This is a genomic window from Bacillus infantis NRRL B-14911 (genome assembly GCF_000473245.1).
Classification (GTDB): Bacteria; Bacillota; Bacilli; order Bacillales; family Cytobacillaceae; genus Bacillus_AB; species Bacillus_AB infantis.
Genome location: NC_022524.1, coordinates 2,470,258 through 2,495,744, shown reverse-complemented (window position 1 = coordinate 2,495,744; position 25,487 = coordinate 2,470,258). Strand labels below are relative to the sequence as shown.

At 45.5% G+C, this 25,487-nt stretch carries 26 protein-coding genes and 2 riboswitches; of the genes, 17 read left to right on the top strand and 9 right to left on the bottom strand.

Features of this window, described 5'->3' with window-relative positions; translation table 11 throughout:
• Window positions 1-116 precede the first annotated feature (116 nt).
• From N288_RS12475 to N288_RS12460, 4 genes are all read right to left on the bottom strand, one after another.
• Window positions 117-299 carry a hypothetical protein gene (locus tag N288_RS12475; RefSeq protein WP_009793564.1) on the bottom strand — a complete coding sequence of 61 codons (183 nt, stop codon included), beginning with the start codon at window positions 297-299 and terminating at the stop codon, window positions 117-119.
• Between the two features lie 92 nt (window positions 300-391).
• Window positions 392-904 carry a CBO0543 family protein gene (locus N288_RS12470; RefSeq protein ID WP_022543924.1) on the bottom strand — a complete coding sequence of 171 codons (513 nt, stop codon included), beginning with the start codon at window positions 902-904 and terminating at the stop codon, window positions 392-394.
• Between the two features lie 261 nt (window positions 905-1,165).
• Entirely contained in the window at window positions 1,166-1,489 is a 324-nt protein-coding gene (locus N288_RS12465) for a hypothetical protein (protein ID WP_009793566.1), read from the bottom strand.
• 77 nt (window positions 1,490-1,566) lie between these two features.
• Window positions 1,567-2,832: an ATP-binding protein gene (locus tag N288_RS12460; protein WP_035402488.1), complete on the bottom strand. Its 1,266-nt coding sequence runs from the start codon at window positions 2,830-2,832 to the stop codon at window positions 1,567-1,569.
• Between the two features lie 170 nt (window positions 2,833-3,002).
• On the opposite strand from N288_RS12460, the gene N288_RS24300 reads away from it, so the two are divergent.
• A complete protein-coding gene (locus N288_RS24300; protein WP_022543921.1) occupies window positions 3,003-3,905 on the top strand; it encodes a phosphotransferase enzyme family protein in 903 nt (300 codons plus the stop codon).
• 232 nt (window positions 3,906-4,137) lie between these two features.
• On the opposite strand, the gene N288_RS25545 is transcribed toward N288_RS24300, so the two are convergent.
• Window positions 4,138-4,263 carry a DUF6254 family protein gene (locus tag N288_RS25545; RefSeq protein WP_009793569.1) on the bottom strand — a complete coding sequence of 42 codons (126 nt, stop codon included), beginning with the start codon at window positions 4,261-4,263 and terminating at the stop codon, window positions 4,138-4,140.
• Between the two features lie 201 nt (window positions 4,264-4,464).
• Window positions 4,465-5,478 carry a DUF3231 family protein gene (locus tag N288_RS12450; protein ID WP_009793571.1) on the bottom strand — a complete coding sequence of 338 codons (1,014 nt, stop codon included), beginning with the start codon at window positions 5,476-5,478 and terminating at the stop codon, window positions 4,465-4,467.
• A 195-nt stretch (window positions 5,479-5,673) separates the two neighbouring features.
• Window positions 5,674-5,777, top strand: a riboswitch (SAM riboswitch).
• A gap of 77 nt (window positions 5,778-5,854) precedes the next feature.
• Window positions 5,855-5,952: riboswitch (SAM riboswitch) on the top strand.
• 168 nt (window positions 5,953-6,120) lie between these two features.
• On the opposite strand from N288_RS12450, the gene N288_RS12440 reads away from it, so the two are divergent.
• Window positions 6,121-7,743 (top strand): peptide ABC transporter substrate-binding protein, encoded by a 1,623-nt coding sequence (locus N288_RS12440; protein ID WP_009793573.1) that lies wholly within the window; start codon window positions 6,121-6,123, stop codon window positions 7,741-7,743.
• A gap of 90 nt (window positions 7,744-7,833) precedes the next feature.
• On the opposite strand, the gene N288_RS25395 is transcribed toward N288_RS12440, so the two are convergent.
• Both N288_RS25395 and N288_RS24730 read right to left on the bottom strand, forming a co-directional pair.
• Window positions 7,834-7,989: a hypothetical protein gene (locus tag N288_RS25395; protein WP_009793575.1), complete on the bottom strand. Its 156-nt coding sequence runs from the start codon at window positions 7,987-7,989 to the stop codon at window positions 7,834-7,836.
• A 171-nt stretch (window positions 7,990-8,160) separates the two neighbouring features.
• Window positions 8,161-8,337, bottom strand: coding sequence for a YkvS family protein (locus N288_RS24730; RefSeq protein ID WP_009793576.1), 177 nt, complete (start codon window positions 8,335-8,337; stop codon window positions 8,161-8,163).
• Window positions 8,338-8,540: 203 nt separating this feature from the next.
• Here N288_RS24730 and N288_RS12435 point away from each other — a divergent pair, with 203 nt between their 5' ends.
• The 15 genes from N288_RS12435 to N288_RS12355 all read left to right on the top strand — a co-directional run bounded on the left by N288_RS12435 (window position 8,541) and on the right by N288_RS12355 (window position 24,372).
• Entirely contained in the window at window positions 8,541-9,200 is a 660-nt protein-coding gene (locus N288_RS12435; RefSeq protein WP_009793577.1) for a TetR/AcrR family transcriptional regulator, read from the top strand.
• 494 nt (window positions 9,201-9,694) lie between these two features.
• The gene (locus tag N288_RS12420) at window positions 9,695-10,549 is read left to right on the top strand and encodes a GRP family sugar transporter (RefSeq protein ID WP_009793580.1); all 855 of its coding nucleotides are present in this window, start codon (window positions 9,695-9,697) and stop codon (window positions 10,547-10,549) included.
• 16 nt (window positions 10,550-10,565) lie between these two features.
• Complete coding sequence (locus tag N288_RS12415) at window positions 10,566-11,351, top strand: SDR family oxidoreductase (RefSeq protein ID WP_009793581.1); 786 nt, start codon at window positions 10,566-10,568, stop codon at window positions 11,349-11,351.
• A 302-nt stretch (window positions 11,352-11,653) separates the two neighbouring features.
• A complete protein-coding gene (gene desA, locus N288_RS12410) occupies window positions 11,654-12,688 on the top strand; it encodes a Delta(5) desaturase DesA (protein ID WP_009793582.1) in 1,035 nt (344 codons plus the stop codon).
• A gap of 102 nt (window positions 12,689-12,790) precedes the next feature.
• Window positions 12,791-13,927: a sensor histidine kinase gene (locus N288_RS12405; RefSeq protein WP_009793583.1), complete on the top strand. Its 1,137-nt coding sequence runs from the start codon at window positions 12,791-12,793 to the stop codon at window positions 13,925-13,927.
• The gene (locus N288_RS12400; RefSeq protein ID WP_009793584.1) at window positions 13,924-14,520 is read left to right on the top strand and encodes a response regulator transcription factor; all 597 of its coding nucleotides are present in this window, start codon (window positions 13,924-13,926) and stop codon (window positions 14,518-14,520) included. The genes N288_RS12405 and N288_RS12400 overlap by 4 nt, the downstream gene beginning before the upstream one ends.
• A 372-nt stretch (window positions 14,521-14,892) precedes the next feature.
• Window positions 14,893-15,447: a sigma-70 family RNA polymerase sigma factor gene (locus N288_RS12395; protein ID WP_022543918.1), complete on the top strand. Its 555-nt coding sequence runs from the start codon at window positions 14,893-14,895 to the stop codon at window positions 15,445-15,447.
• Window positions 15,431-16,534 carry a hypothetical protein gene (locus N288_RS12390; RefSeq protein WP_009793587.1) on the top strand — a complete coding sequence of 368 codons (1,104 nt, stop codon included), beginning with the start codon at window positions 15,431-15,433 and terminating at the stop codon, window positions 16,532-16,534. Before N288_RS12395 ends, N288_RS12390 begins: the two co-directional genes overlap by 17 nt.
• Window positions 16,535-16,549: 15 nt before the next feature.
• A complete protein-coding gene (locus N288_RS12385; protein ID WP_009793588.1) occupies window positions 16,550-18,637 on the top strand; it encodes a peptidoglycan D,D-transpeptidase FtsI family protein in 2,088 nt (695 codons plus the stop codon).
• A 98-nt stretch (window positions 18,638-18,735) separates the two neighbouring features.
• Window positions 18,736-19,236: a GNAT family N-acetyltransferase gene (locus tag N288_RS12380; RefSeq protein WP_022543916.1), complete on the top strand. Its 501-nt coding sequence runs from the start codon at window positions 18,736-18,738 to the stop codon at window positions 19,234-19,236.
• Window positions 19,237-19,403: 167 nt separating this feature from the next.
• Complete coding sequence (locus N288_RS12375) at window positions 19,404-20,330, top strand: hypothetical protein (protein ID WP_009793590.1); 927 nt, start codon at window positions 19,404-19,406, stop codon at window positions 20,328-20,330.
• Window positions 20,331-20,366: 36 nt separating this feature from the next.
• The gene (locus tag N288_RS12370; RefSeq protein ID WP_009793591.1) at window positions 20,367-21,026 is read left to right on the top strand and encodes a DUF4129 domain-containing protein; all 660 of its coding nucleotides are present in this window, start codon (window positions 20,367-20,369) and stop codon (window positions 21,024-21,026) included.
• Window positions 21,007-22,134 carry a DUF4350 domain-containing protein gene (locus N288_RS12365; RefSeq protein ID WP_009793592.1) on the top strand — a complete coding sequence of 376 codons (1,128 nt, stop codon included), beginning with the start codon at window positions 21,007-21,009 and terminating at the stop codon, window positions 22,132-22,134. The genes N288_RS12370 and N288_RS12365 overlap by 20 nt, the downstream gene beginning before the upstream one ends.
• A complete protein-coding gene (locus tag N288_RS12360; RefSeq protein WP_009793593.1) occupies window positions 22,131-23,060 on the top strand; it encodes an AAA family ATPase in 930 nt (309 codons plus the stop codon). The genes N288_RS12365 and N288_RS12360 overlap by 4 nt, the downstream gene beginning before the upstream one ends.
• A gap of 34 nt (window positions 23,061-23,094) precedes the next feature.
• Complete coding sequence (locus tag N288_RS12355; protein ID WP_009793594.1) at window positions 23,095-24,372, top strand: DUF58 domain-containing protein; 1,278 nt, start codon at window positions 23,095-23,097, stop codon at window positions 24,370-24,372.
• A 110-nt stretch (window positions 24,373-24,482) separates the two neighbouring features.
• Here the strand turns inward: N288_RS12355 and N288_RS12350 are convergent, their stop codons facing one another.
• Window positions 24,483-25,463, bottom strand: coding sequence for a stage II sporulation protein M (locus N288_RS12350; RefSeq protein WP_009793595.1), 981 nt, complete (start codon window positions 25,461-25,463; stop codon window positions 24,483-24,485).
• Between the last annotated feature and the right edge of the window lie 24 nt (window positions 25,464-25,487).

Here is a 25,487-nt window from a genome sequence, read left to right as displayed (position 1 = left end):
TGTTCCTTTTTTCTGTTTACATAATAATTTTATCGTCTATTATTTTTCGTTTCTTTATAGAAAAATAATCGAAAAAAAAAGCCTTCTCATTGAAGGCTGGGGAGGTAAATAGGGTATTAGCGGTATTCATTCAATCCTGTCCCGAAAATATCGAATTCGGGGGCTGTTCCTTTAGTAGAAGGAGGGACGACAGAACTGCTACCTGTTAAGCTGATAACCAATTTCTTGGGCTCCACTTCACCTGACCGAATGGCGGCTGCATCAGTTTCTGCCTTGAATGGGTTTTCAATCATGGACATGGCTGATTCAACTCCTCCTTTAATATTTCATACACTTTTTTAATACCCAGCTGGACAAGTTCAAAACCTTGCCCGGTAAGAAATCTTGAAATTTAATGTCTATTTTTATTCAAAAACGCTCTCTGCTGTTTATAGTCGACCTTTCGAATAGTTTCAATAATATACCGGTTCAGAAGCGACTTGATCGTAAGTGAAGCAAATGAATGGTATCCTGTCCATCCTTTCTGCCATTTAACAAGCTTTGTTCTCCGTTCAGCCCATGATTCTATCCGAAAGATGATAAAAGTAATGACAATCATTTTAACAAAAAGAAGCACCCCTTTGTCCCTGCTTGTCACCTGGTTGGCAAGCAGGGAGGCTGTCGGGTAAAACAGATAGTCAAATAGTATATTGATATCACTCAGCTTTGGCAAAAACCGGACAGGATAGGAAACAAGCTTCTTGCTGACAACATATTTATCAATGATCCCATTTGTGTACGCATTGAAAAGGTATGCAAGAAGCCAATCTTTAATGGGCGGTTTCCTTAAGGTGAAAAAGAGGATGCAGATTGAAAAAATAGACATGAACCATAGTACTTTTCTGTCTGAAGCATTTCGTCCCATCGCTCTTCATTCCCTTCTTTAAAATTAAGGCTCGGCTGTGTTTGTCGCACCGAAAGGCAGCAGGATATTCTGCTCTGAAAAAGCCTGCTTTTACACCGTAAAAATTCTGTCTATATGACCTCAAACCACCAGCAATGTTTAAAGAGCCAAAAATATAAAAAAGACCTATTAATAGCATGTTCAGAAGCAGTTTTTTTATGAAGCCAAGTGGATGAAAGTGAGGGAACTGAGAAAAAAAAACAGCCTCTGAAGAGACTGTTTCTAATTATTAATGATTGACCTGATATCTATAGAAGCCATATCGCGAGCCGCAGCAAAGGAGCGGACATTCTTTGTCGCCCAGTAATCATAAAGCCGTGCCAGGCTGTTACGGTCGTATACCTGATGGGCATATGAGTCATAAAAATAAACAAGCAGGACATTGACAACTACCTTCGGCAGCTGTCTCCGGTTGTTCAGGGACCTGAGTGCCAGGTTTTCCAGTCCGCGCACTTTTCCTCCTGTAAGCCTTGTGACCATTTCAAGAGGGGTGGCTGTTTCACAAAAACGGATAAAATCCGGATCATACAAGTTATTCAGCATCATAAATCTCCTGTTTATGGATTCTTTCTTAACTATACACGTTATTTTTCCCCTGTACCATATGTGGCTTAATAGACACATTATTTTGTTCTATCAGGAATAAGCTGAAGCGGCAGGATGATCGTAACCGCTGTGCCCCTGTTCACTTCACTTTCATACTCTATCCTCCCATCCATCTCCCTGATGATCTTATTTGTCACCATGCTGCCAAGCCCCGTTCCTTTTGATTTTGTTGTGTAGAAAGGAAGACCTATCTTTTTCAGCTGTTCCTCTGTCATGCCGATTCCATTGTCAATAACCTTAAGGGATACCGTGTTCGAAAGCTGATTGGGCTGGATGGTGATCTGAATCTGCCCGTCTTTCTCTGTAGATTCTATGGCATTTTTGATTACATTCATGATGGCCTGCTTCAGATGGTGCTCATCACCGCGGACAAAATGATGCCCCTGTTCCTCAAAAAGTATCGACGTATCAATGTAATTCGCCAGCGGACGGAGCAAGTCCACACTATCCCTGACGACTTTTTCGAGATTCATGACAGTCAGATTGAATTGTTCCGGCTTGGCGATTTTTAAATAATCAGTGATGATCTTATTGGTTCTGTCCAATTCCTCCAATATGAGTGGAGAAAAGGATTTAACCTGATCATCTGTCGTCTTTTCGCTCAAATACTGGATGAATCCCCTGACTGTTGTAAGCGGGTTCCGGATTTCGTGGGCAATGGCAGCAGCCATCTGTCCGACCATCGTCAGCTTGTCCAGATACACAACCTCTTCTATCTGCTTATTCGTCTTAATGAGTTTCTCGATAATCAGTATAATACTGCTGAAAGTAATATAAAAAGCAGTAAAGTACATGAGATAAAAAGATAAATCCAAAAATCTTATATTGAAGTAAATGACCAGGATATATAGGATTGCATAAACTGCAAATGCTGCAGAGCTTATGATCAATTTATATGAAGTTTCAATATATTTCTTCCGGAAAGCGAGCCCGACCAGCATAGCAAGCAATGATACCACAACACCGGTAATCATAAATGGACCGCCAATGGCCATTCTGATCAGCGAGACGACAAGTACAACGATCAGGCCTGGTATAGGCCCGGCATAGAGAGAAATGATCAGTATCGCGATCATCCTGAAATCGAAGTGAGTGTCTCCAAGTGTCTCAATAGGATACAGCATGCAAAAGACTGCTCCCAAAGATCCAATCAGCCCGTAAGTAAGCTTGTGCTTAAAGGAAAGCAGCTCCTTTACTTGAAAAGGAAAAAATAAATTTGCATTAAAGGTGAATGAGAATAATATCGTCATGTTTATTAAAAGCGTTTTTAGCAAAGTAATCAAATGTGATCCCCCAAAAATGACTTGGATAAGAAAGCGTGGCAAACTGCCACCCTTATTATACTCGCATATCCTTGTCTGCGGGGAAATTGTACAAAATTCCTGATTTTTTGCAGGAAAACCCTTGGCCTTATTTGTATATATTTCAGAAAACGATAATGGAAGTGGAACCAATGAACAGAATTTCTGCTGTGGAAAGCAAATATAAGTTCAAAATAAGCAAGGAAGAGAAGCTGACTGGCCGTGTTTCGCTTTTAAATTCTGAAGACGGGATGCGTTATATTCTCAAAAAGACGAACGGTCATGATCTGGAGAGAGAAGGGGAGCTGCTCCGGATTTTAAAGGATAAAGGGCTACCCGCCCAGCAGCTGTTATTTGCATTAGATGGGTCTCGATCCTTTACTCATAGCGGCAAGGAATACAGCCTTTACAACTATTGCAAAGGGGAAAACTTCAAGGCTGACGAAGTACTGATATCTGAAAAAGCACCACAGCTGCTGGCATCATCCATTGCGGCTTTTCATGCTGAAATGAAAGAAATCGAACTTGGCTATCCGGAGAAGGAACTTTATAAAACTGTCTATGGTTTTGCTGTCCCTGAGGTGGTGAAAAGCCCATTAGCAAGGGGGGATTCTATCAGAGAGATTATTGCTGCTGTAGAGCCGGCTGTCAGAAGTATGTCTGACACACTTCCCAGGCAGCTGATTCATCGCGATGCACATTTTTATAACATTCTTTTTGATGAAGGCAGGTTTTCAGGCATGATCGATTTTGAAATCGCTGAAGTAAACCACCGAATTTTTGATATTTGCTATTGTGCGACCAGTGTATTATGCGAAATCTTTGGTGATGAAGAAAAAAGGGAACAGTGGGTGCTGTTTTCAAAAATGCTTTTCAAGTACTATGATGAAACAATCGGTCTGACGGCTCTTGAAAAGAAGTATTTTGGGGAGATGCTGCTCTGCATCCAGCTGATCTTTATGGCTTATTTTTCAAGAGATAAGGAATTGTTCAGCTTGAATGCTGAAATGCTTGTCTGGATTTATGAAAGGCGGTGTGAATGGCAGCAGTTATAGATCAGGTTTGCTCCCAATAGCCAGTTACAGCACAGGCTATCAAGAGAAAAGGGCGTTATTAGCAAGTTTTGGGATTTATTAGCAACTTTTTCAGTTTATTAGCAACTTAAACCATATATTAGCAACTTTTCGATTTTACTAGCATCTTTCCCAGTTTATTAGCAACTTCAGCGCCAGAAAGGAAATGTAAAGTCTAAATAAAGGCCCGGGACTATGTCCCGGACCCTTTCTTTCAGGAGCGTCCGCCTTTGCCGGGTTCATCAGCCAGCTGATCAAATGATTTAACCTTACCATGCGGATGCTGAGTTTCTTTTCTCTGCCGCCACTGTCTTTCTTCCTGCTTTTTAGACTGTGTCATGAGAAGCCCTCCTCTCATTGGTATCCTTTTTAGATTTGCCTGATGTCCCTTTTTCAGTCTTAAAACTTTCTCCCAGCTGGAGTCTTGGGTATATTTTGTCCAGGTTCCTTAATTGCTTATCTGCTGGTATAATCCGGTTGTATTCAATCATGGAAGCAAACGAAAAAAGAACAGCACAAACCCCAGCTTTTAAAGATGGGGTCAGGGTGTTCCTTTTTTAGCCAATGCATCACGGTCTGTCGTTCCGGGAGGCTGCTCCAGCCAGCCGTGCTTGATCATAATGTCTGCTCCGCTTTTAGCATACAGGGCAATCTCAACGGCTAGCCGCTGATAGCTGGCTGCTACATCAGTACGCTGGCTTGCAACGCCTGCTGTAGCATAATTTCCGGACCCGGTTGCACTTAACAAAGACATATGAAACATCATCAGCTTATCGGAAAATACCTGCTTAGTTGTATCGTATACGGCTATATTAGGTGAACCTACAGCCTGTATATTGCTTTCCAGCAGAATCTTCGTAAAAATGCCAACATGCTTTTGGGAAATTTCTTTTCCTCTCAGCATAAATTCCTGTACTTCTTTCAGCCGAGCTGTTTGTGCAAAAGCTGCGGCAATCTGCAGCCCGATGGAATTTGTCTGTATATTCACGGTCAGATGAGAAATTTCCACCGCATTCAAAGGTCTTTTAGTCGCAAAGGGGTTCAGGCCGCTTAAATATTTCTTTGTATCCACATAATCCGTTTCATGCGGATACGAGATGTAGGGAGCTCTTATGTAAATCCCTTTTTCAAGCATCAGGTTTGTAGTCATATTGTAGAGCAAGGCTGTTTCTGCCAATCCTTCGGTAAAGAATTTCCTTATATCATTTCTGGCGCACATAGCAAGCATGCCGCTGTAAGCAAGCATTCCCGCTTTTGCCATATGGTTGATATATGCCAGGCAGAAGGTGTCTGAAAACAGACTAGGAGCATCAGGATTGACATCGCCTCCGCCGAAGCCATTCGGAACAGCCATTTTTTCTTCTTTGAAAAGGGGTTCCAGGTATTGCAGGTGGCTGGTCGAAAGATCAATGGCAAATTGGAGGGCAGCGCCAATTTCAGCTTCTGTTGCATGGGTAATCATATAGCCAAGAACACATTTTGACATGCTGTCATTCATATAAGTAGTCCAGAGCATCGCGATTTCTGCCGATGTAAGGGGGGTTTTCTGGTCCATAGGAAGACTCCTTCAATCAGTATGAAAATAGTGTTTGCAATTTAGGGAGGAATTATAAGGCAGGAACTATCCTAATTATGTCTTTAGCCCTTCTGTTGTTTGAAAATATAGAAAAGTAGAACTTTTATCTTTTCTGTTGACGAAATTTTCTAAATTGGTTATTCTTAGTGCACCGAAAAATTATATATCTATAATTTCTTATCAAGAGAGACGGAGGGGTATGGCCCGAAGAAGTCTCGGCAGCAGGTTCATCCGGACACTGTGCCAAATCCATCAGGCAAAGGCCTGGCAGATAAGAAGGGATCTTGTTCATACATACTGTCCTCTTCTATCTGCAGAAGGGGCTTTTTTATTTCTGCCAGCTAAAAAACTATATCACTTATCCAGAGAGGCGGAGGGACTGGCCCGATGAAGCCTCGGCAGCAGGTCTGTTGACACTGTGCCAATTCCACCGGTATACCGGAAAGATAAGCAGAGACCATTCCTCTCAGCTGTCTTTGCCGGGAGGTTTTTTAGTATGGTAAAGAAGTAAAGGATATTTTCGGAATAAGCCATAAAGGACGGGGGGATTGCTAATTTAAATCTTAGTATTTTAATATGATAAATCGATTTAGAGCGCTAAAATAAAAGGAGGATAAAATTATGAAAAAATTATCACTGGTATCGCTGGCCATCCTGCTGTTTGCGCTGGCTGTTCTTGCAGGGTGCAGCAATGGTGAAGAAGGATCAGCATCCGGAGAAAATGACGTTGAACAAGTATTGAATGCCAATCTTGGAGGGGAGCCGTATACCCTTGATCCTGCTTTTGCATCTGATACAACTTCCTTCTGGGTGATCGATAACTTATATGAAGGCTTATACCGCTATGATAAAGACGGAAATGCAGTGGAAGGGGCAGCCAGCAAGGTTGATGTTTCAGAAGACGGTAAAATATATACCTTCACAATCAGGGACGGGCAGAAGTGGTCCAATGGAGATCCGCTGACAGCAAAGGATTTTGAGTTTGCATGGAAAAGGGTCCTGAATCCTGAAACAGGCGCCTATGATCCTTCTAGCTTTTTTTACATAAAAGGGGCTGAAGAATATAACAGGGAAAATGGTTCTGTGGAAGATGTAGGAATTACTGCAGAAGACGATCATACCCTGAAGGTGGAGCTGGACACCCCGATCAAGTTCTTTCCGAAAGTACTGATGGGACAGGGCTTCATGCCGGTGAACCAGAAAACAGTCGAAGCAGACGAAAACTGGGCTGCAGGGCCGGAAACCATTGTGACCAATGGCGCTTATACACTCGGCAAATGGGAACATAATAATCTTCTTACTCTGAAAAAGAACAGCCAATACTGGAACAGTAAAGATATTACTATTGAATCCGTAAACTTTAAAATGGTGGCTGATGCCAACACCGAATATCAGATGTATAAATCAGGCGATATTGATTTGATCAAGAATCTTGCCGCCGATGCGATAGATATCGAAAAGGGGGGCAAGGAATTTATCAACTCTCCGCAATTCAGTGTCTATACATATACATTCAATGTAAATGAAGAGCCTTTCAATAACAGTAAAATCCGCAAAGCTTTCAGCCTGGCAATCGACCGTGAAGCTATCACAAAAAACATTTCTAAAGGCGGCGAAGAGCCAGCCTACGGCTATGTGGGCTACGGTGTGGAAGGGCCGTCAGGGAAGGACTTCCGGGATGAGAAGAAACCTTACTACTCTTTTGATGCGGACGAAGCAAAAGAATTGCTTGCAGAAGGAATGAAGGAAGAAGGCTGGAAGGAGCTTCCTTCTGTAACCCTGAAATATAATTCAGAAGGAAACCACAAGAAGATTGCCGAAGCTCTGCAGGAAATGTTCAAGGTGAACCTTGGGGTTGAAGTGAAGCTGGAGAACCAGGAATGGAAAACATTCATAGATACTTTCAAGCAGAAAAACTTCCAGGCGGCGCGCATGGGCTGGGTAGGGGACTTCCTGGATCCGTACCCTGTTCTGGATCTGTACAGCTCAGGCAGTTCCAGCAACTTTACAAACTGGTCCAATCCTGAATTTGACAAGCTGCTTGACCAGTCACTGACAGAGCAGGACGAAGCAAAGCGATTTGAACTGCTGCATCAGGCTGAATCTGTCCTGATGGATGAGATGCCGATCATCCCAATCTACTTTTCTTCTCAGAATGCGGTTGTAAAAGAAAATATTAAGGGAATCCGGTTCAGCCCGCTCAATAATCCGGATTTCAGATATGCTGAAAAGGTTTCTGAATAAGTCTGCACAAAAGGAGCCGGTATACCGGCTCCTTTTACAAGGTGAAAATTCCTATGTGAGTATAAAAAACAGCCTTCATCAGGCTGCAGGTTAAGAGGAAGCGGCGGGCATATTGGAAGCTGGCAGAGCAATGATTTTGCCGCCGATCTGGATATGAACGGTATCTTTGTAAATAGCCTTTACAATCCCTTTTAGCAAAACAGGTGAATCTACCGCTAATTTCTTTGAGTCTTTGCTGATTTCCATGCCAGAATCCTCCCAGGGTATGAATTTTGATCAATTGGCAGAATGATTAAACATATAAATCAATTCTACCTTTATAGCTTAAATCCTGCGTATTTTTTCATGTAAAAGCAAATAAACTCAGCAGCTTTTTTTCTATTAATATCTTCGGCCGCCATTATACATATCACGCTTTCAGACAATCTTGTAATTTTTATGCGATACAACCGTTATTGGTGTATCAATTTTTAACAGCAGTGCATCCTCATCGCTTATTTGGACAAGAACGCTTTCTTCTTTAACCTTCACAACCGTTCCGGTAATGGTAAGGTCATGCCTTTTAAATCTGATTGTATCTCCCTCTTTTGCCATATGTGTGACCCCTTATCGTTAAATTTTCAATCAGTAAAAAAACTTTGACGTAAGGACTATCCTAGTGAAATTAAGTTCATTATTGCACCATAAAAAACCCCTGTCAAACAATAAGGTGAACTTCAGTTCATGTTTTTTTGCTACCTGATTTTAAGCTCTCTGCTATGTTCTTTATATGATATGATGAGTTTGGAGGTGAGCCTATGGCGGATAAAAGTGCCGGCCCGTTTCCGGGCGAATTCCCATCACTGCCCAAACAGGAAAGAGCACTTCAAAAACGAAAGGCACTCCTGGAAAGCGGGCGGAGGCTATTCATAGAAAAAGGCTACGAAATGACAACAGCAAAAGAAATAGCAGCGGCAGCCGATGTGGCCACAGGCACCTTTTACCGCTATTTCTCTGATAAGCGCCAGCTGCTGATGGCACTGCTGCAGGACAAAATCGACTTTCTAATAATTCCTGAGCCCGACTGGCTAAATGGAGACCCGGTTCTCCTCCTTGCCCGGCTGCTGGATGAGCACTACAAAAGGCTTGAAGCCGTCGGCATTCATCGTGTGCTGCCTGAATTGCTGCCCAAGGATTCCGAATTGGCCGGCATTTTGCAGGAGGCTCGGAGAAATATACATATGCAGATTGTGCAGGGTTTAGAACAGGCGAGGCAAAAAGGATTGACCTGGAAGGACATAGATCTTGACACTGCCGCATGGTCTGCCCTCATTTTGGCCGAAAATGGACCTCATAAAGAGGAGCAAAGTTCTTCGCCGCTCAATACACTGGAAGCAGCCCGAATCATCTGCAGGATGATTTTCCCTCCTGAGGCAATCAGCCGCAATGGGAAGAATGAGGCTGAAGAAATGAAATAGAAGGCCCTGGCATTATGCCGGGCCTTATTTTTGTAGAGCCAAGGAATATTTTACATTAAAGCGAACAGTGTCTTTTTAGACCTATCCAAGTACACTTCAAACTGTATGAACTTTTTACCTCTCGAGCTGTTTCAGACCTTTTTTTAAAGCCTCCACTGCCAAAATGCTAGTACATATTGAAGTAATCTCATTGGCGAAAATAAACTTTGCCCCATAATAGAAAGCTGTCCCAAAACCCATCTCCAAAGTAAGGAATTTTTTGATGGAAGACGTTTCAATTACGAAGAAGATAAACTGCCCGTCTTTTCTCATTTCTTTCACCTTCCCGACTTATCTTAGATCATATGTCCGCAAAGATATGTCCAATTACTCTGCTATCTGTAAAAAAAATCCTTTTATTGTGCTTATTAACTCGAGGTTTCATTTTTAGCCCAATCAGGGAAAAGCTAATATCAGCATCTTGTTTTTTATCAGCGAGAAAGGGGACCGCATACATGTCAGGAATTTTATTGGCTGTCATAACAGCAGCATGCTGGGGCAGCATTATATTGGTCAGCAATAAACTCGGAGGGGATGATAATAGCCAGACCTTTGGGACAACCATCGGCGCACTGATTTTTGCAGGAGCGGTATTTCTCTTTGTCAGACCGGAACTGTCACCGCTTGTATGGGGTGCAGGACTTGCTTCAGGGGCGCTTTGGTCCCTGGGACAAAAAAATCAGTTTGGGGCAGTGAAGTACCTTGGAGTCGCTAAGACTACTCCGCTATCGACCGGACTCCAGCTTATCGGGACAAGCTTTTTCGGGATTGTCGTTTTCAATGAATGGTCGACAGGGGTTCAGATTACGCTCGGCATCATTGCCCTTGTCCTGATCATCGCCGGAGCAGTCATGACTTCCTGGGGCCAGAAGGAGGGGAATGATGAGTCTAAGAATCTGAAAAAAGGGCTGGTCACCCTGCTTATTTCAACTGTTGGTTTTGTCGGATATGTTGTCATCATTAACTGGCTCGAAATCGACGGATGGTCTGCGCTGCTTCCGCAGGCGCTTGGAATGGTGATTGGCGGTACGGCACTCACAATCAAAAATAAGCCGTTCAATAAATATGCTGTCAGGAATCTTCTGACAGGGCTGATCTGGGCAGCCGGAAATCTGACGCTTCTGCTGTCGCTCCCGAAAATCGGCGTGGCAACAAGCTTCTCGCTTTCTCAGACAGGAATCGTCATCTCTACCCTGGGAGGGATTTTCCTTCTCGGCGAGAAAACATCCAAAAAGCAAACAATCCTTATCATCACAGGGTGCCTGCTCATCATAGCAGGCGGAGTGCTGATTGGATTTACAAAAGGATAAGGAAAGGAGAATGGATATGTACAAAGACCTTGAAGGAAAAACAGTCGTGATAACAGGTGGAAACTCAGGGCTTGGGCGGGCAATGGCCGAAAGATTCGGAGCAGAAAAATCGAATGTCGTCATTAATTATCACAGCAATGATGATAATATCGACGAAATCATTGAGAAGATTGAAAACGCAGGAGGAAAGGCTAGCAGCATCCAGGGCGATGTCGGCAGCGAGGAAGATGTCAAGCGGATCATTGAACATGCTGTGCATACCTTTGGTTCCCTTGACGTTATGGTCAATAATGCCGGGATTGAAAATGAAGTTCCATCAGAGCAACTATCACTGGATGATTGGAATAAAGTCATCAACACAAACCTGACAGGTCAGTTCCTTGGCTCCCGAGAAGCAATCAACTATATGCTGGAGAACGACATAAAAGGCTCTATCATCAATATGTCATCCGTCCACCAGCGTATCCCCTGGCCTCACTTCGTCCATTATGCTGCCAGTAAGGGAGGCGTGAAGCTGATGACCGAAACACTCGCACTAGAATTTGCCCCTAAAGGAATACGTGTCAATTGCATTGCACCCGGCGCCATCGACACACCGATCAACGCAGAAAAATTCTCGGATCCGGAACTGGAAAAAGGCGTCCTGGAGCTCATTCCGATGGGCTATATCGGAAAGCCCGAAGAAATCGCAGCCTGCGCCGTCTGGCTGGCATCAAAAGAAGCAAGCTATGTCACCGGGCTCACACTCTTCGCTGACGGAGGTATGACGCAGTATCCCGGATTCCAGGCAGGGAAGGGATAAAAAGATTATTAAATAACATGGAAAAAGAGGGCATGGAGAAAATTTCCGTGCTCTTTTTAATGTAGTATTTACTTAGTGATATCTGATTTTATGGAGACCTTGTTGATTGAGAGGAATAAGCAGACTCCAGCGAAAATAGCAGAAAGCTAAAGACCCCGTATGTGCTTTGCGGGGAAGAAACTACTTGAAGTTCTAAACCCCACCTATGACATTTATCATGTCCACCCTATGACATGTATGCCTTACATCATGCCTCCATGTATTACATAATGAAATAAGCAAGTACGAGGAGGATTAACTATATGGATAAAAAAACGTCAAAACCTGGCAAATTATCAAGGAAAAATATCTCTCCTTACGAAAAAGCCGATACAAAGAGCAGTATCTTCCAGCTAATGAACACGCTGGTGCCCTTCTTTCTCATTTGGTATCTGGCCTATGAAACCATGCAAATATCTTATCTGATCACGTTTATATTGACTGTTGTGAATGCAGGATTTCTGGTGAGGATCTTCATCATTTTCCATGACTGCTGCCACAACTCTTTTTTCAAAAGCAAAAAGGCGAATGAAGTGCTTGGCATGATCACAGGAGTGATGACACTATTCCCTTTCCATCAATGGAGGCACAGCCATTCTGTCCACCATGCAACAAGCGGCAACCTGAATAAAAGGGGCACCGGTGACATCTGGGTCATGACGGTTGATGAATACCTGGACGCAAGCTTCTGGCAGCGCATGCAGTACCGCGCTTACCGCAATCCGCTTGTGATGTTCGGCCTCGGACCGATTTATGAGTTCCTCATTGCCCAGCGCTTCAACCGCAAGGGAGCACGGCCTAAGGAAAAAATGAACACTTATCTCACAAACATCCTGATTGTCCTTGTGATTGCATTTATGTGCTGGCTGGTAGGCTGGAAGGCCTTCCTTCTTATCCAGGGACCGATTTTCTATATTTCCGGTGCGCTTGGCATCTGGCTGTTTTATGTACAGCATCAGTTCGAAGATTCTTATTTCGAATACGACGAAGAATGGGAATTTGTCAGGGCAGCTGTTGATGGAAGCTCCTTTTATAAGCTTCCGAAACTCCTGCAGTGGCTGACTGGCAATATCGGCTTCCACCATGTCCATCATCTCAGCCCCAGGGTTCCGAACTATTTTCTGGAGGATGCCCATAATAAGGAACCGCTGCTCAATAATGTCCAGACGATCACACTGTCAACTAGTCTGAAGTCGCTGAAATACCGATTATGGAATGAACAGAGCCGCAGCTTTGTTTCTTTCAGGGAAATCCATCACCTGCTGAAAGCACAGAAGAAGAAAAGCGTTTCAGTTTAAAAAGCCAGTTCAAAGGACGGAGCCCGAATATCATGGCTCTGTCCTTTTTTGAAAAGACATTTTTATGTAAAATAAGGATACAAAAGATATTGGAGATGTATAATGAAGAAAAAATTGCTTGTCTTTAACAGCAGCACCGGGATTTCCCCTTATATATGGGCGATTCTAACGATACTGCCTTTCTATTTCATCTTTCAGTCTTCATCAACAGCGGAAATCGTTGCCGGCATCATTTTAACTGTCATCTTTTATTTATTCTTCCGGCTGGCCTTCCTTTCGAGGGGATGGACTGTTTATATCTGGGCCATCGTGCTGATCGGGATCTCAACAGCGATGACAACACTTTTCGGTTATGTGTATTTTTCATTTTTCATTGCTTATTTCATCGGCAATATCACAGGGAAGGCCGCTTTCGCCATTCTTTATATCCTTCACCTGACAGCAGCTTCTGCGGCAATCAACTATCAGTTTGTCCTGCAGGATCCATTATTCGTGAAGCAGATCCCATTTATAATCATCAGCTGGCTCAGCGTCATCCTCCTGCCATTCAGCATCAAAAACCGGAATATGCGGGGCAAGCTGGAGTCGCAGCTGGAAGATGCCAATAAACGGATTTCAGAGCTGGTTAAGATGGAAGAGAGGCAGCGGATAGCCAGGGACCTGCATGATACGCTCGGCCAGAAGCTTTCACTGATCGGGCTTAAGAGCGATCTGGCGGGGAAATTAGTCTATAAAGATCCAGAGCAGGCCCGTTCCGAGCTGAAAGATGTGCAGCAGACAGCCAGGACCGCCCTGAATGAGGTCAGGAAGATGGTCTCGCAGATGAGGGGGATCCGGCTGAAGGAGGAGGTAGTCCTGATTGAACAAATACTCGGGGCTGCAGGGATTTCGTTTGTGCTTAAACAGGAGCGGCAGCTTGTCAATGTTTCACTGTTTGTGGAAAACATCCTCAGCATGTGCCTGAAGGAGGCAGTGAATAATGTGGTGAAGCACTCCAATGCTACCGAGGTTATCGTGGAAATCAGGCAGGCCGATGACGAAACTGCAGTCACAGTCAGTGACAATGGCGTTGGCATTGATCCTGACCGGGACATTGGCAAAGGAAGCGGACTGCTCGGTATCAGGGAGCGTGCTGAATTTGTCAATGGCACTATGGAGGTGTACCAGGACGGGGGAACTACACTGATTGTCCGGGTGCCGAATGTTGTGAAGATCAGACAAAAGGAGGAGCTGCAATGATTCGTATTGTCATAGCAGAAGATCAGCGTATGATGCTTGGTGCACTTGGTTCGCTGCTGAGCCTTGAAGATGATATGGAAGTTGTCGGCAAGGCAGGAAATGGCGAGGAAGCCGTCGCCCTTGTCCATCAGCACCAGCCGGATATCTGCATCATGGATATTGAGATGCCGCTGAAAACGGGACTTGAGGCAGCGGAAGAACTGAAAGGCATCTGCAAGGTCATTATCCTGACTACCTTTGCCAGAACAGGCTATTTTCAATCGGCGATCAAAGCCGGCGTGAGCGGCTACCTGCTCAAAGACAGCCCGAGCGAAGAGCTGGCAGGCAGCATCCGCAGTGTCATGGCTGGCCGCCGCATTTACGCCCCGGAGCTGATGGATGATATGTATGCCGAAGAAAATCCGCTGACCGAAAGAGAAAAAGCAGTACTGGAACTGGTCGCGGACGGAAAGAACACAAATGAAATTGCAGCAGAGCTGTCCATTAAAAGCGGGACTGTCCGCAATTATGTGTCTGCCATTCTGGAAAAGCTTGAAGTACAAAACCGGATAGAAGCGATTACACGGTCCCGTGAAAAGGGATGGTTCAAATAATGAGAAGAGCTGGATGGATTCCAGCTCTTTTTAAGTTTTGAAAAAATTGTAAGCTGGAAAAATTATTGCCGATTCCGGGTAGAAAGAAAGGAGTTTTAGGTAGAATCCTTCAAAGTGCTGGCAGAACTCCTCCATATTCAGGCAGAAAAACTGCAAATATATGCAGAATCATCCTGAATCAGCTGAAGTATATATTCCCACACTGCTAAACTCAGACTGTATATCCTCAATCCAGACAGAGCTTCCCTATTTTTTAAGATTTCTGCGCGTCCTCCCATATTCCCCAGAAAAAATTCCCTATTTTTTGACCCTTTTTACAGTTGTGTTGCGTCTATATTACAAACGGCTTTTTTGGCAGCAAGGAGGGAGCCTTTGAACCCTGACATCGATAGAGATTGGCTGAAGCTTACAAAAGACCAAGCCATAGAATTTGCCATGGACTTGTATGGCGAGAAATTGAAGCGATTTATTTATACATATACGAAAAGCTGGCCGCAGACTGAGGATGTTCTTCAGGATGTATTCCTGAGCGTTTATATGAATCTGGAAAATTTTAAGGGTGAATCGTCCTTTAAGACGTGGATTTTCCGAATTGCCGCAAATAAATGCAAAGATCATCTGCGAAGCTGGCATTACCTCCATCTCCAGTTTACTGACAAACTATTCTGGTTTGACAAAAGGGAGAGATCGGCTGAGGATGAACTGATTGAAAAAGATGGGCAGGACCGCCTGATGGAAAATATCTTAAAATTGCCGGTCAAATACAGGGAGAGCATCCTCCTTTACTATGTAAAGGAATTTTCAATGCTGGAAATTGCGGAGATCCTGAATCTTCATATTGAAACGGTTAAAACAAGGATCAGGAGGGGCCGGGATAAGTTGAAAGTCTTTTATTCTGAAGAAGAAGGGAATGAATTCAGTGGATGACAGGCTGAGAGATTTGAAGCAGCATTTTGATCCCTATATCTCTAAGGACCCGGTTTTTACAGAGAAAGATAAAAGGCTGGTCAGGCAAAAGATTGCCACAGCAAAGAGAAAAAAAGAGGCACCTTATCCAGCTCTTTTCCCCAAAGCTGCCGCATGGCTCACTGCATGTGTATTCTTTCTGTCTATAGGCGGATTTGCAGGCTATCAGCTGGGACTCCTGCAGACAGAAGGACAGAGTTCAACGCCGCAGGACGCTGTTATAGAAGAGGTCCCCATCGACGCCGGACGGAATATATTTGACCCTGATGAAGCTGAGGCGGGCGATTCTGTAGCGGCAATGATTTTATCGGACCTTAAAAGTGAAGGCAGGCACGGGGCTTTCCAGACAGTATATGCAGAATTCAAGGGAGAGAAGCTTTTAAGCGGCACAGTCCAAAGTTTCGGCAGCTCCTCCGGTTTTCTTGAAGGCCAATTCTATTTTAAGCCTGATGCAGGTACTGACGCTCTCCTGCCGCGTTTTAAGGGAGATACCAGGGAAAGCTGGATTACTTTTGAAAATCAGGAAGAATTCTCAGATAAAATTAAAATGGCCGCGGAAGAAGGCGGGAGAATTCAAGTCGTCATAGACGCCTATACCATCCGCTTTGCCCCTTCGGATTCAAACAATACTGCGAGGATCAAATCAATCGTAAAGAATACACCTGTGATCTCCATAAAACAGGAAGGGGAAACGGTCGTTCCTATGGAAAAAGGTAAAGGGAAGGCTTTCATTTCAATGGACAGTACACAGAAGTTCACTGGCGGAATTTCGCTTGAAAGTCTCACTCCCGGCCGCCGGTATACGGTTACACTGAAGTCCTCCGCAAACGCTGGCGTTGTGTTCGGACCGGCTGAAAATATTGATATAGCGGAAGGTTCGATTGAGGACGATATTTATTTCATACCAGATGCTGACGGCAGGCTCGAGGTGTCGATGGAAAATCCTGTCCGCATTATTGAAGGCGGGGGCGAATACTTTTTGATTGTACAGGCAGAGGGCGAGATGGCTGATATGTCTGTCTCAAGGCTATTTGAGTTCAAAAAATAAAAGGGGGCCTTAAAAGTGGAAGTGGAAAAAGAGAAAAAAAAGATAAAAAACAAACTGCCATTCCGGCTCAATCTGCTTTTCTTCTTTGTTTTCGTATGCTTCAGCCTTCTGATCGTCCGGCTTGGCGTCGTCCAGATCGTTAAAGGGGAGGATTTCGTTAACGAGCTGAACAGGACCGAGAATCATGTCATCAAAGAATCTGTCCCAAGGGGAAAAATCTTTGACAGGGATGGGCGGCTAATTGTCGGCAATGTCGGGCAGAATGCCATTTCCTATATAAAAGATCAAAATACGAAGCAAGAGGACATCAAAAATGTTGCGGAAGAGCTTGCCAAATATATTGAAATGAGCACAGAAAAACTGACGGAAAGGGATCTGAAGGATTTTTGGATCCTGACACATGAAGAAGAGGCAAAGGCGCTGCTGAAAAAGAAAGAGCTGGAAAATGAGAAGCTGACAGACAAAGACCTTTATAAGCTTCAGCTCAAAAGAATTTCTCCGGAAAATCATCTGGCTAAAATGACGCCTCAGGATAAAAAGGTAGCCGCCATCTTCAGGGAAATGGCAAAAGGCTATGCGCTCACACCGCAGATCGTCAAAAATGAAAATGTAACCAGTAAAGAAGCCGCCCTTGTGAGTGAGCATCTTCAGGATATGCCGGGTGTCGATGTTTTCACGGACTGGAAGCGGGAATATCCAAACGGCGATACATTCCGCTCGATACTTGGGAATATCAGTTCAAGCGAAGAAGGCCTTCCTCAGGACCGGCTGGAATATTTCACTTCACGCGGCTATAGTCTGAATGACCGGGTCGGTAAAAGCCAGATCGAATATCAATATGAAGATGTGCTTGCTGGAGAAAAAACGAAAACAGAATACAAAGTGGATAAAAGCGGGAAAGTGAAAGAAGCAGTAGAGATATCAACAGGAAAAAGCGGCAAGGATTTGATCCTGACCATTGATCTTGAGCTGCAGGAGAAGGTGGAGGAAGTCATCGAGCGTGAGCTGAAAGCTGCTAAAGCAAGCGGCGGAGGCAGATTCCTCGACAGTGCCTTCGTTGTCATGACCAATCCTAGGACAGGCGAAGTCCTGGCTATATCAGGCAAGAAGCTTAAATACGAAAACGGCGGCTATAAGGTGGATGACTATGCACTGGGCGCTTTCACTTCATCGTATGAAGTCGGGTCAGCCGTCAAGGGGGCGACTGTCCTTGCCGGCTATGAAATGGGCGTACTTCAGCTCGGCACCAGATTCAAAGATGAGCCCCTTAATTTGTATCAGACACCAGTGAAAAAATCATACAGCCTTGCGCTGGGATCACCTAATGATATTGAAGCACTGAAGAAATCATCGAACGTTTATATGTTTAAAACGGCAATCAGGGCGCTCGGCAAGGAATATACCCCAGGAATGAAGCTGCCGTACGATCCAGGAGCGTTTGAGGAGTTCCGCTATTATTTCAATCAGTTCGGCCTTGGAGTCAAGACAGGGATCGACCTTCCGAACGAATCCAGCGGACTTCCAGGCACCGATTACAGGCCCGGGCTTCTGCTCGACTTATCAATCGGACAATATGATACTTATACAGCTCTTCAGCTGGCACAATATATATCGACGATAGCCAATGACGGGAACCGCATGAAGCTGCAGCTTGTCAGGGAAATCAGGGAACCATCACCTGCAAAAGAGCTTGGCCCTGTCTATAAGGGCTTCGAGCCTGTCACGCTTAACCGCATCGACATGAGCGAGAGGGAAATCCAGCAGGTTCAGGCCGGCTTCAAGAAGGTTTTCCAGGAACAGGGCGGGACTGCAGCAAGCTATTTTAGCGGAAGCCCTTACCGGGAATATGACCTGGCAGGAAAGACCGGCACAGCGCAATCATTTTATTATAGTATGGAAGAGAAAAAGCTGTACAAAGATACTCCAACCTATAATCTCACACTGGCGGGCTATTCGCCTTCACGTGATCCGGAAGTTGCTTTCTCGATCGTTGTGCCTTATGTGTCTTCTGATAAAAACTCTATCAATAAAAAAATCGGCCAGGGCATCATGAAGGCCTATTATGACCTGAAAAAAGGAAAAATAGCTGAGGACAGCGAATAAAATGGAAAAGGCGAAGGAAAGGGGCCATGTATGGGCCCCTTTTTCCATGGCTGAACAATCAAATGAATCTGGAAAAGAAAATAAAGGAGGATTTAAAAATGAAAGTCAGAGAGCTTAAGAGCTTGGGTGAAAAAGAACTGAAACAGCTGTCCGTGCTGCTGGCTGATGCAGTCAACAGCGGAGCGTCGATTGGATTTCTGCCTCCGATGGATGAAGCAGCCGCCCTTTCCTACTGGAAGGAACTCCAGCTGAAAGAGACTGCCCTATTGATAGCAGAAGAAGAAGGAATGATAGCAGGGTCTGTCCAGCTACAATTTTGCACAAAGGAAAATGGCACCCACCGTGCTGAAATAGGCAAGCTGATGACCCATACAAACTTCCGCCGCAAAGGAATTGGCCGCAGGCTGATGGAAGCTGCAGAGAAAAGGGCAATGGATGACGGAGTTTCGCTGATTGTACTCGATACGAGGGAAGGAGATCCTTCCAACCTTCTTTACCGTTCCCTGGGTTATACAGAATCAGGCATGATTCCCTGCTATGCCCGCTCGGAAGACGGCAGCCTCCATACAACCGTCTTTTATTACAAACTTCTATCATAGTATCCTGCTATATTGGGAAACTGCCAGGTTTTACGGTTTTACTCCCCGCTGCTGGAAGAAAAATGTTAGAATATCCAATAGATTGACAAATTTTTCATCCAGGAGAGGCATCACCGCAATCCGGATATTTATCTGGGGTCCTCTCCATTCATTTAGGAGGCTGAAATATGAATTCACAATTAAACAAGCCAAAAGGCATCGGCCAGATCCTTGATCTTACCTTCAGCCTGGCCAGGAATAAATTTGGTTCCTTTACAGCCATCTTTCTCATTCTGGTAGGGCCGGTCTATCTTCTCCAGGCACTGTTCAGCCTGGCAGCGGGACAGAGTTTTTTCAGGGACATAAATGCCGGGGGAAGCTGGTTTGAACAGATTGCCGCAAGCTTTGAAACTGATACCGCAGGTACAGATATTTACGCACCGGGTTCGCTTTTTGCCGATCTGGGCCTGGTTTTTGCCGGCCTGCTGTCAGCTTTGATGATCCCTTTGGCAGGGGCGGCGGTCCTTATAGCGGTAGATCAGGTGAGAAAAGGAATGGAATTCACCCCGGGAATGGTGATCAAGAAGGCTTTCAGGCGGTTTTGGCCGATTCTGGGAACAAGCATCCTTTTTAGCATCATCACATTCGCCATCATCATTCTGCCAATTGTATTTATATCCATCACGGGTATATTCGGGTCAATGGTCCATCCTGTGATAGGCATTATTTTTGCCGGGCTGTTTTTACTCGCTTTTGCCGTTGGAGTAGGCTACCTTCTGACAAGGTGGAGCTTTTATTTTGGATATACCGTTCTGGAAAAAAAAGCACCGGGTTTCTCCGAAAGCTGGACATTGACCCAGGGGCGCTCCTGGCATATGCTCCTTATTTATGCCCTGCTGTTTTTGATCATCGGAATCGTATCTTTTGCGATCGAGATGACGGCCGGCCTTCTCCTTGGAGGCAGTGTACTGTTTGATATCATCTTGAATCTGGCAACCCTTGTCACAACATGTTTGTATTATATCGGATTTTCTGTGATGTATTTCGACCTGAAAGGAAGGCAGGGCGGCGATGATCTTAACAGCATGATAGAGGACTACAGCAGGGTGCAGTAGGATGAAGGCTGAGAATACCGGCAAGAGGTGGAGACAATGAAGGATGCTGAACAAGCAAGAAAAGAACTGTCTGAGATATTGGAAGACAGGGAATATACTGTCTATCAGAATCAAGGGGAGAGCTTTCTTGAGAAGCTGAGGGAAAAATTCTTCACGTGGCTTGAAGAGCTGTTCCCGCAGATAGAGTTTTCCAGCGGCTCTTCAGGCGCCTTTCCGTTCATCATGATTCTGGCGGGAGTCCTATTCATTGGAATAGTCGTGTTTGCGGCAGCAAGGGCTGCCAAAAGGCAAAAGATCCTGCAGGAGCAACAGCCTCTTGACAGGGCCGCTGAAATCAGCTGGTCCTATAAGAAGCATCTTGAAGAAGCCGGAAAGCATGAGGAATCCGGGGACTTGACAAAAGGAGCACGCCATATTTTCCTGGCCCTTCTGCTCTGGTTCAATGAATACGGGTGGCTGAATGCGAAAATATGGAAAACGAACTGGGATTATTATGAGGAGCTTAAAAGAACCGACACTAAAACGGCTGAGGTTTTCTACTCACTTTCAGCACTTTTCGACAGGGCTGCCTATGGGGGTCAAAGCATAAAAGCCAGTGAGTTTCAGCAATTCAAGAGAGAAGCATTGAGACTTATGGACAATAGTGCAAACCTGCAGGAAGGGAGGGATCCGGAAGTTGCGGAATCAGCTGATTAAGAAGGCTTTTTACTGGATAGTTCCGCTGCTGCTGTTTATTATGGCCAGCTTTTTCCTGGCCGGCGATGCCCCAGCCAGCTATCCTCCCTATCTTGCCAAATCCCCTTCGCCGACAGGCATTAAGGGACTGTATACATATTTGGAGCAAAACCGCTCCAGCATCAGAAAATGGAGCAGGGAGCCCGGTCTGCTCCCGAACTCTGAAGAACCCATCCTCCTGGTCATGGCAGAGCCCAGCTTTGTCCCTGACCGGGAGGAGATGGCAGCTTATACGGAATTTTTGGAGAATGGCCATACAATTCTGCTATTCAAGGAAAATCCGGCACCGATGTTCGGGATAAAAACAGAGCAATTGGCAGCTGAAGGGGATAACGCCGTGAAGGTTGCTGATAAAGACGGGAAGGTGCACAGTGCAGCCATACACTCTGCATTCCGGATCACAGAAGAACGTGGAGATGAAATTCTGCTTTCAGATGAACTGGGTGCGGTAGCGGTCAAAAGGCCCGTCGGCAAAGGCAGCCTGATTGCCGTCAATTCCCCTTCCTGGCTCACTAATGGAATGGTCCTGGATGAAAACCATTTAGAGCTCATCCTGGCATTATTGGACGAATCAGCCTCACAGGATATATTCATAGATGAATTTTTGCATGGGCAGGAATCTTCTTCCGGGGCCGGGGCTTATCCGCAATGGTTCCTCGTGATTCTTGTACAGGGAGCCCTGCTTGCTATATTATGGGCCTTCTATAAAGGCAAAAGGTTTGGCCCTGTCGACTGGCCGAGGGAGGAAACGGTCCGTTTTACAGATGAAAAGATTTCAGCCTTGTCTGCATGGCATTTAAGGGGAAGGCGCTACCAGGATTCGCTTAGAATCCAGTCGGAATATACAAAAGAGCTGCTCCAGGAAAAATGGGGCATCCCGTTCAGCCGCGACTGGGAAGAAGCCGGGGTTTCCATCCTGGCAAAAGCATCTTCTTTGACTCAAGAAGAGGTAGAGTCACTCACTAAGGGGATATCTTCTGTATTGAAAGAAGAGAATTTGCATAAAAAAGATTATTTGCTCTGGTCTGCAAAACTGGATCATTTAAGGAAAGAGGTGGAGAACAGATGAAACAAGATACATCTTCACTGCTCCAGCAGTATGAAGAACGAATAAAAGGACAGGGGCTGAACCTGAGGCTGCTGCTTGCCGCAATCCTCTCAGGGGGCCATGTATTGATAGAAGGGGTGCCTGGCACCGGAAAGACCCAGATGGTCAAGACACTGGCCGGGCTTCTCGGCGGTGAGTTCAGCCGGATCCAGTTCACACCCGACCTCCTCCCGAGCGATATAACCGGAAGTATGATTTATAACATGAAGGAAAGCTCCTTCCAAACCCTGAAAGGGCCGGTTTTTACAAATGTCCTGCTCGCTGATGAAATCAACAGGACACCTGCGAAAACACAGGCTGCGCTTTTGGAAGCAATGGAAGAGAAGCAGGTGACGATTCAGGGGGAAACTTATCAGCTCCCGGAAGCATTTTTTGTTGCGGCAACCCAGAACCCGATAGAATTTGAAGGGACGTATCCTTTGCCTGAGGCCCAGCAGGACCGCTTCCTTTTCAAACTGATCATTGGTTTTCCTGAATTTGATGAGGAAAAGCTTGTGCTTCAGTCTGTGCTGGAAGGACGGATGGAAGCCGGGTCGATCATGCAGGCACTTTCACTCGAGGACTTTCTGTCCATACGGAAAAATATCGAGAGGGTGGCTTTAAGCCAGGATATTCTGGATTATGTCATAAGGATTGTCAGAAAGACGAGGGAAGCAGAGTCCATCCGGTTCGGCGCCAGTACAAGGGCGGCCATTTCCATCGGAAAAGCAGGTAGGGCATGGGCTTATCTTGCTGGCCGCGATTATGTTACCCCTGATGACATCAAGATGGTTTCCAAGCCTGCTTTAAGGCATAGGATCCAATTATCCCCAAATGCAGAATTGGAGGGAAGGACTGTTGACCAGACAATCGATGAGCTTGTGGGATCGGTTCCTGTTCCGAGATAGAGGCATACTTCCCGGAAAGCGGCTCCTCATCGGCATGTTTATTCTTTCACTGGCCCTGGCTGCTGCGGCAGCAATCTGGGGAGTGCCGTGGAAACTGGCAGCAGGACTCAATATCGGCTTTCTGCTGCTTTCCTTTGCCGACCTGGCTTTTTTGCCTAAGAGTTCTCAGATCAGGCTGAAACGGAGAGTCCCGGAAGAGATGGAAAGAGGGCTTCCTGCCGATGTTGGCATTGAAATAGAAAACCATTCCCAGCTGCCTTTAACGTTGCGGATCATTGATGATCTCTCCGACTCCTTTGCCAGGCCATTTCCGCTTAAAAGAAAGCTCGCAGGAAACACGAGGGGGACAGTCCAATATGAAACCGCAGCCAGTATAAGGGGGCATTATACGCTGAACAGGATCTATATCCGCTGCAGCAGCTTCCTTGGCCTATGGGAAAAGCAGATGGTGAAAGAAGCCGAAAGCCAGGTCAAAGTGATTCCTGATTTGACCGAAACCCGGCGCTATCTTGAGAATGCTCAGTCCTATTTGCTTTATGAAGGAGAAAAAATCCGGAGGCAGCAGAGCGGAGCCGGGGAATTTTCAAAAATACGGGCATACGCGCCAGGAGATGATCCCCGTAAAATCAATTGGAGGCAGACGGCCAAGCTTCAGGAGGTCATGGCCAATGTCCATGAGCCGGAGCACGGAAAATATGTCACCATTATGATTGACTGCGGCAGGATCATGGGTGCGGAGCTGGAAACGGGCAACAGGCTTGAAAAGGCGCTGGAAGCGGCAATGACTACCGCAGCCGCGGCGCTCAAAAACGGTGATTATGTTTCCGTCCTTGCTTTTTCAAAAGACATTCAATCGTATGTACCGCCTTCAAAAGGGATGCAGCACTTAAACTTCATCCTGAAAGCTTTGTATTCGATACAGGCGGACGCTGCAGAATCCAATTATAGCGGTGCCTTTCAATATTTGCAGTCTGTCCAGAACAAAAGGAGCTTATTGCTTCTCTTTTCTGATGTAAGGACTTTCACCCTGGAGGAAGGTGCGCTTGTTTATCTAAAAAGGATCCGGCAGCGGCACCTGTTCTTTATGCTCGGAATCGAAGACAATATCCTTTCAGCCCGGGCCAAAGATCGGCCGGACACTATAAAAAGCGCCATGCTAAAAAGCATGGCGCAGCAGCAGATCCTTATTGCAAAGCGGGAAAAGCTGAGATGGGAAAAACAAGGCCTGCAAATGGCGGAAGCGCCTGAAGGAGGTCTCGCAGCAGCTGCTGTGTCCCATTATATCAATGTGTTGAATCGGGGGCTTCTTTAATTTCTGCCATTTACATGGAGAGATTTTGTTTATCTCACCGGCACTCAGTGAGCTGTCGGGAGCGCGAAACTGTTTTTTAGAGCATCCATAGCATATACCCCTGCAAATATTTATGGAGCTTGCAGGGGATGAACCAGGCGTTTTCGCTTTTGATCCAGGAGCCAGCCTGACCAGGCATAAAACAGCAGTCCAAGGACCGTCAGGAAGGCAGCCATATACTTCATTTCCAGCGGGAGCGGGGAAGGGGTGATAAACCCCTCGATCAATCCGGCGATGATGAAGAGCGGAATAGTTCCCAGTAGCAGCTGAACCGACCTTTTTGCCTTGGTTTTCAGCTGATAGCCCCGGGAGTATCTGCCCGGGACCAGAAGCTTATATCCCATAAGCAGGCCGGCTCCGCCCGCGATGAATATCGCGGTAAGCTCTATCATCCCATGGGGGACAATATAGGCCCAGAATTCATAAGATTTTCCGTGAGACCAAAACAGGCCGGCAATGGCGCCTACAATGATGCCATTATAAATCATAAGATAAACGGTCAAAATCCCAAAGGTGATACCGCCGGCAAATGCGAGGATTGCGACACGGATATTATTGGTCATGATGCTTGCTGACATGACCGCAGAATCGACCGCACCTTCATTCTCGCCGAGCCTCTGGGGATCAATTGCCCCGGACATCTCGGCCGGGAGAATCGAATGGATTGAAAGCGGATCATGGATCACAGCAAAGAAACTCCCCAAACCGCCCAATGTGAAAAGGAGCATGCTGGCAACGACAAATTTCCATTGCTCGAACAATAGCCGCACAAACTTGATCTGGAAGAAATCTTTCAGCTGGGCCATACTGGAGGATTGGCTTTTATATAAAAGATTATGCGCCTTTGCGACAAGATCATTTAAATAAAAAGTCACTTCTTCGTCTGGAAAGAAAGTCCGGGAGAATGAAAGATTCTGTGCTGCTTTCTGATACAGCCTGTCAAACCGGGCCAAATCAGTTCCTGCGGCTTTTCGTCTTTTCATCCTGGCGAGCAGCTCCTCGAGCTCCTGCCAGTTTTCCCGATGCTGCTTGATGAACTGTTTACTATTCAATCTAATCACCTGCCTGTAACCATA

Excerpts from the sequence above, each read along its gene's own strand:
- N288_RS12470 (WP_022543924.1), bottom strand. The coding sequence starts at position 904 with ATGGGACGAAATGCTTCAGACAGAAAAGTACTATGGTTCATGTCTATT.
- N288_RS12400 (WP_009793584.1), top strand. The coding sequence starts at position 13,924 with ATGATTCGTATTGTCATAGCAGAAGATCAGCGTATGATGCTTGGTGCA.
- N288_RS12355 (WP_009793594.1), top strand. The coding sequence starts at position 23,095 with ATGTTTATTCTTTCACTGGCCCTGGCTGCTGCGGCAGCAATCTGGGGA.
- N288_RS24730 (WP_009793576.1), bottom strand. The coding sequence starts at position 8,337 with ATGGCAAAAGAGGGAGATACAATCAGATTTAAAAGGCATGACCTTACC.
- N288_RS12440 (WP_009793573.1), top strand. The coding sequence starts at position 6,121 with ATGAAAAAATTATCACTGGTATCGCTGGCCATCCTGCTGTTTGCGCTG.
- N288_RS12360 (WP_009793593.1), top strand. The coding sequence starts at position 22,131 with ATGAAACAAGATACATCTTCACTGCTCCAGCAGTATGAAGAACGAATA.
- N288_RS12370 (WP_009793591.1), top strand. The coding sequence starts at position 20,367 with ATGAAGGATGCTGAACAAGCAAGAAAAGAACTGTCTGAGATATTGGAA.
- N288_RS12375 (WP_009793590.1), top strand. The coding sequence starts at position 19,404 with ATGAATTCACAATTAAACAAGCCAAAAGGCATCGGCCAGATCCTTGAT.
- N288_RS12420 (WP_009793580.1), top strand. The coding sequence starts at position 9,695 with ATGTCAGGAATTTTATTGGCTGTCATAACAGCAGCATGCTGGGGCAGC.
- N288_RS12475 (WP_009793564.1), bottom strand. The coding sequence starts at position 299 with ATGTCCATGATTGAAAACCCATTCAAGGCAGAAACTGATGCAGCCGCC.
- N288_RS12390 (WP_009793587.1), top strand. The coding sequence starts at position 15,431 with ATGAATTCAGTGGATGACAGGCTGAGAGATTTGAAGCAGCATTTTGAT.
- N288_RS12415 (WP_009793581.1), top strand. The coding sequence starts at position 10,566 with ATGTACAAAGACCTTGAAGGAAAAACAGTCGTGATAACAGGTGGAAAC.
- N288_RS25545 (WP_009793569.1), bottom strand. The coding sequence starts at position 4,263 with ATGACACAGTCTAAAAAGCAGGAAGAAAGACAGTGGCGGCAGAGAAAA.
- N288_RS12450 (WP_009793571.1), bottom strand. The coding sequence starts at position 5,478 with ATGGACCAGAAAACCCCCCTTACATCGGCAGAAATCGCGATGCTCTGG.
- desA (WP_009793582.1), top strand. The coding sequence starts at position 11,654 with ATGGATAAAAAAACGTCAAAACCTGGCAAATTATCAAGGAAAAATATC.
- N288_RS12380 (WP_022543916.1), top strand. The coding sequence starts at position 18,736 with ATGAAAGTCAGAGAGCTTAAGAGCTTGGGTGAAAAAGAACTGAAACAG.
- N288_RS12465 (WP_009793566.1), bottom strand. The coding sequence starts at position 1,489 with ATGATGCTGAATAACTTGTATGATCCGGATTTTATCCGTTTTTGTGAA.
- N288_RS25395 (WP_009793575.1), bottom strand. The coding sequence starts at position 7,989 with ATGGAAATCAGCAAAGACTCAAAGAAATTAGCGGTAGATTCACCTGTT.
- N288_RS12405 (WP_009793583.1), top strand. The coding sequence starts at position 12,791 with ATGAAGAAAAAATTGCTTGTCTTTAACAGCAGCACCGGGATTTCCCCT.
- N288_RS24300 (WP_022543921.1), top strand. The coding sequence starts at position 3,003 with ATGAACAGAATTTCTGCTGTGGAAAGCAAATATAAGTTCAAAATAAGC.
- N288_RS12435 (WP_009793577.1), top strand. The coding sequence starts at position 8,541 with ATGGCGGATAAAAGTGCCGGCCCGTTTCCGGGCGAATTCCCATCACTG.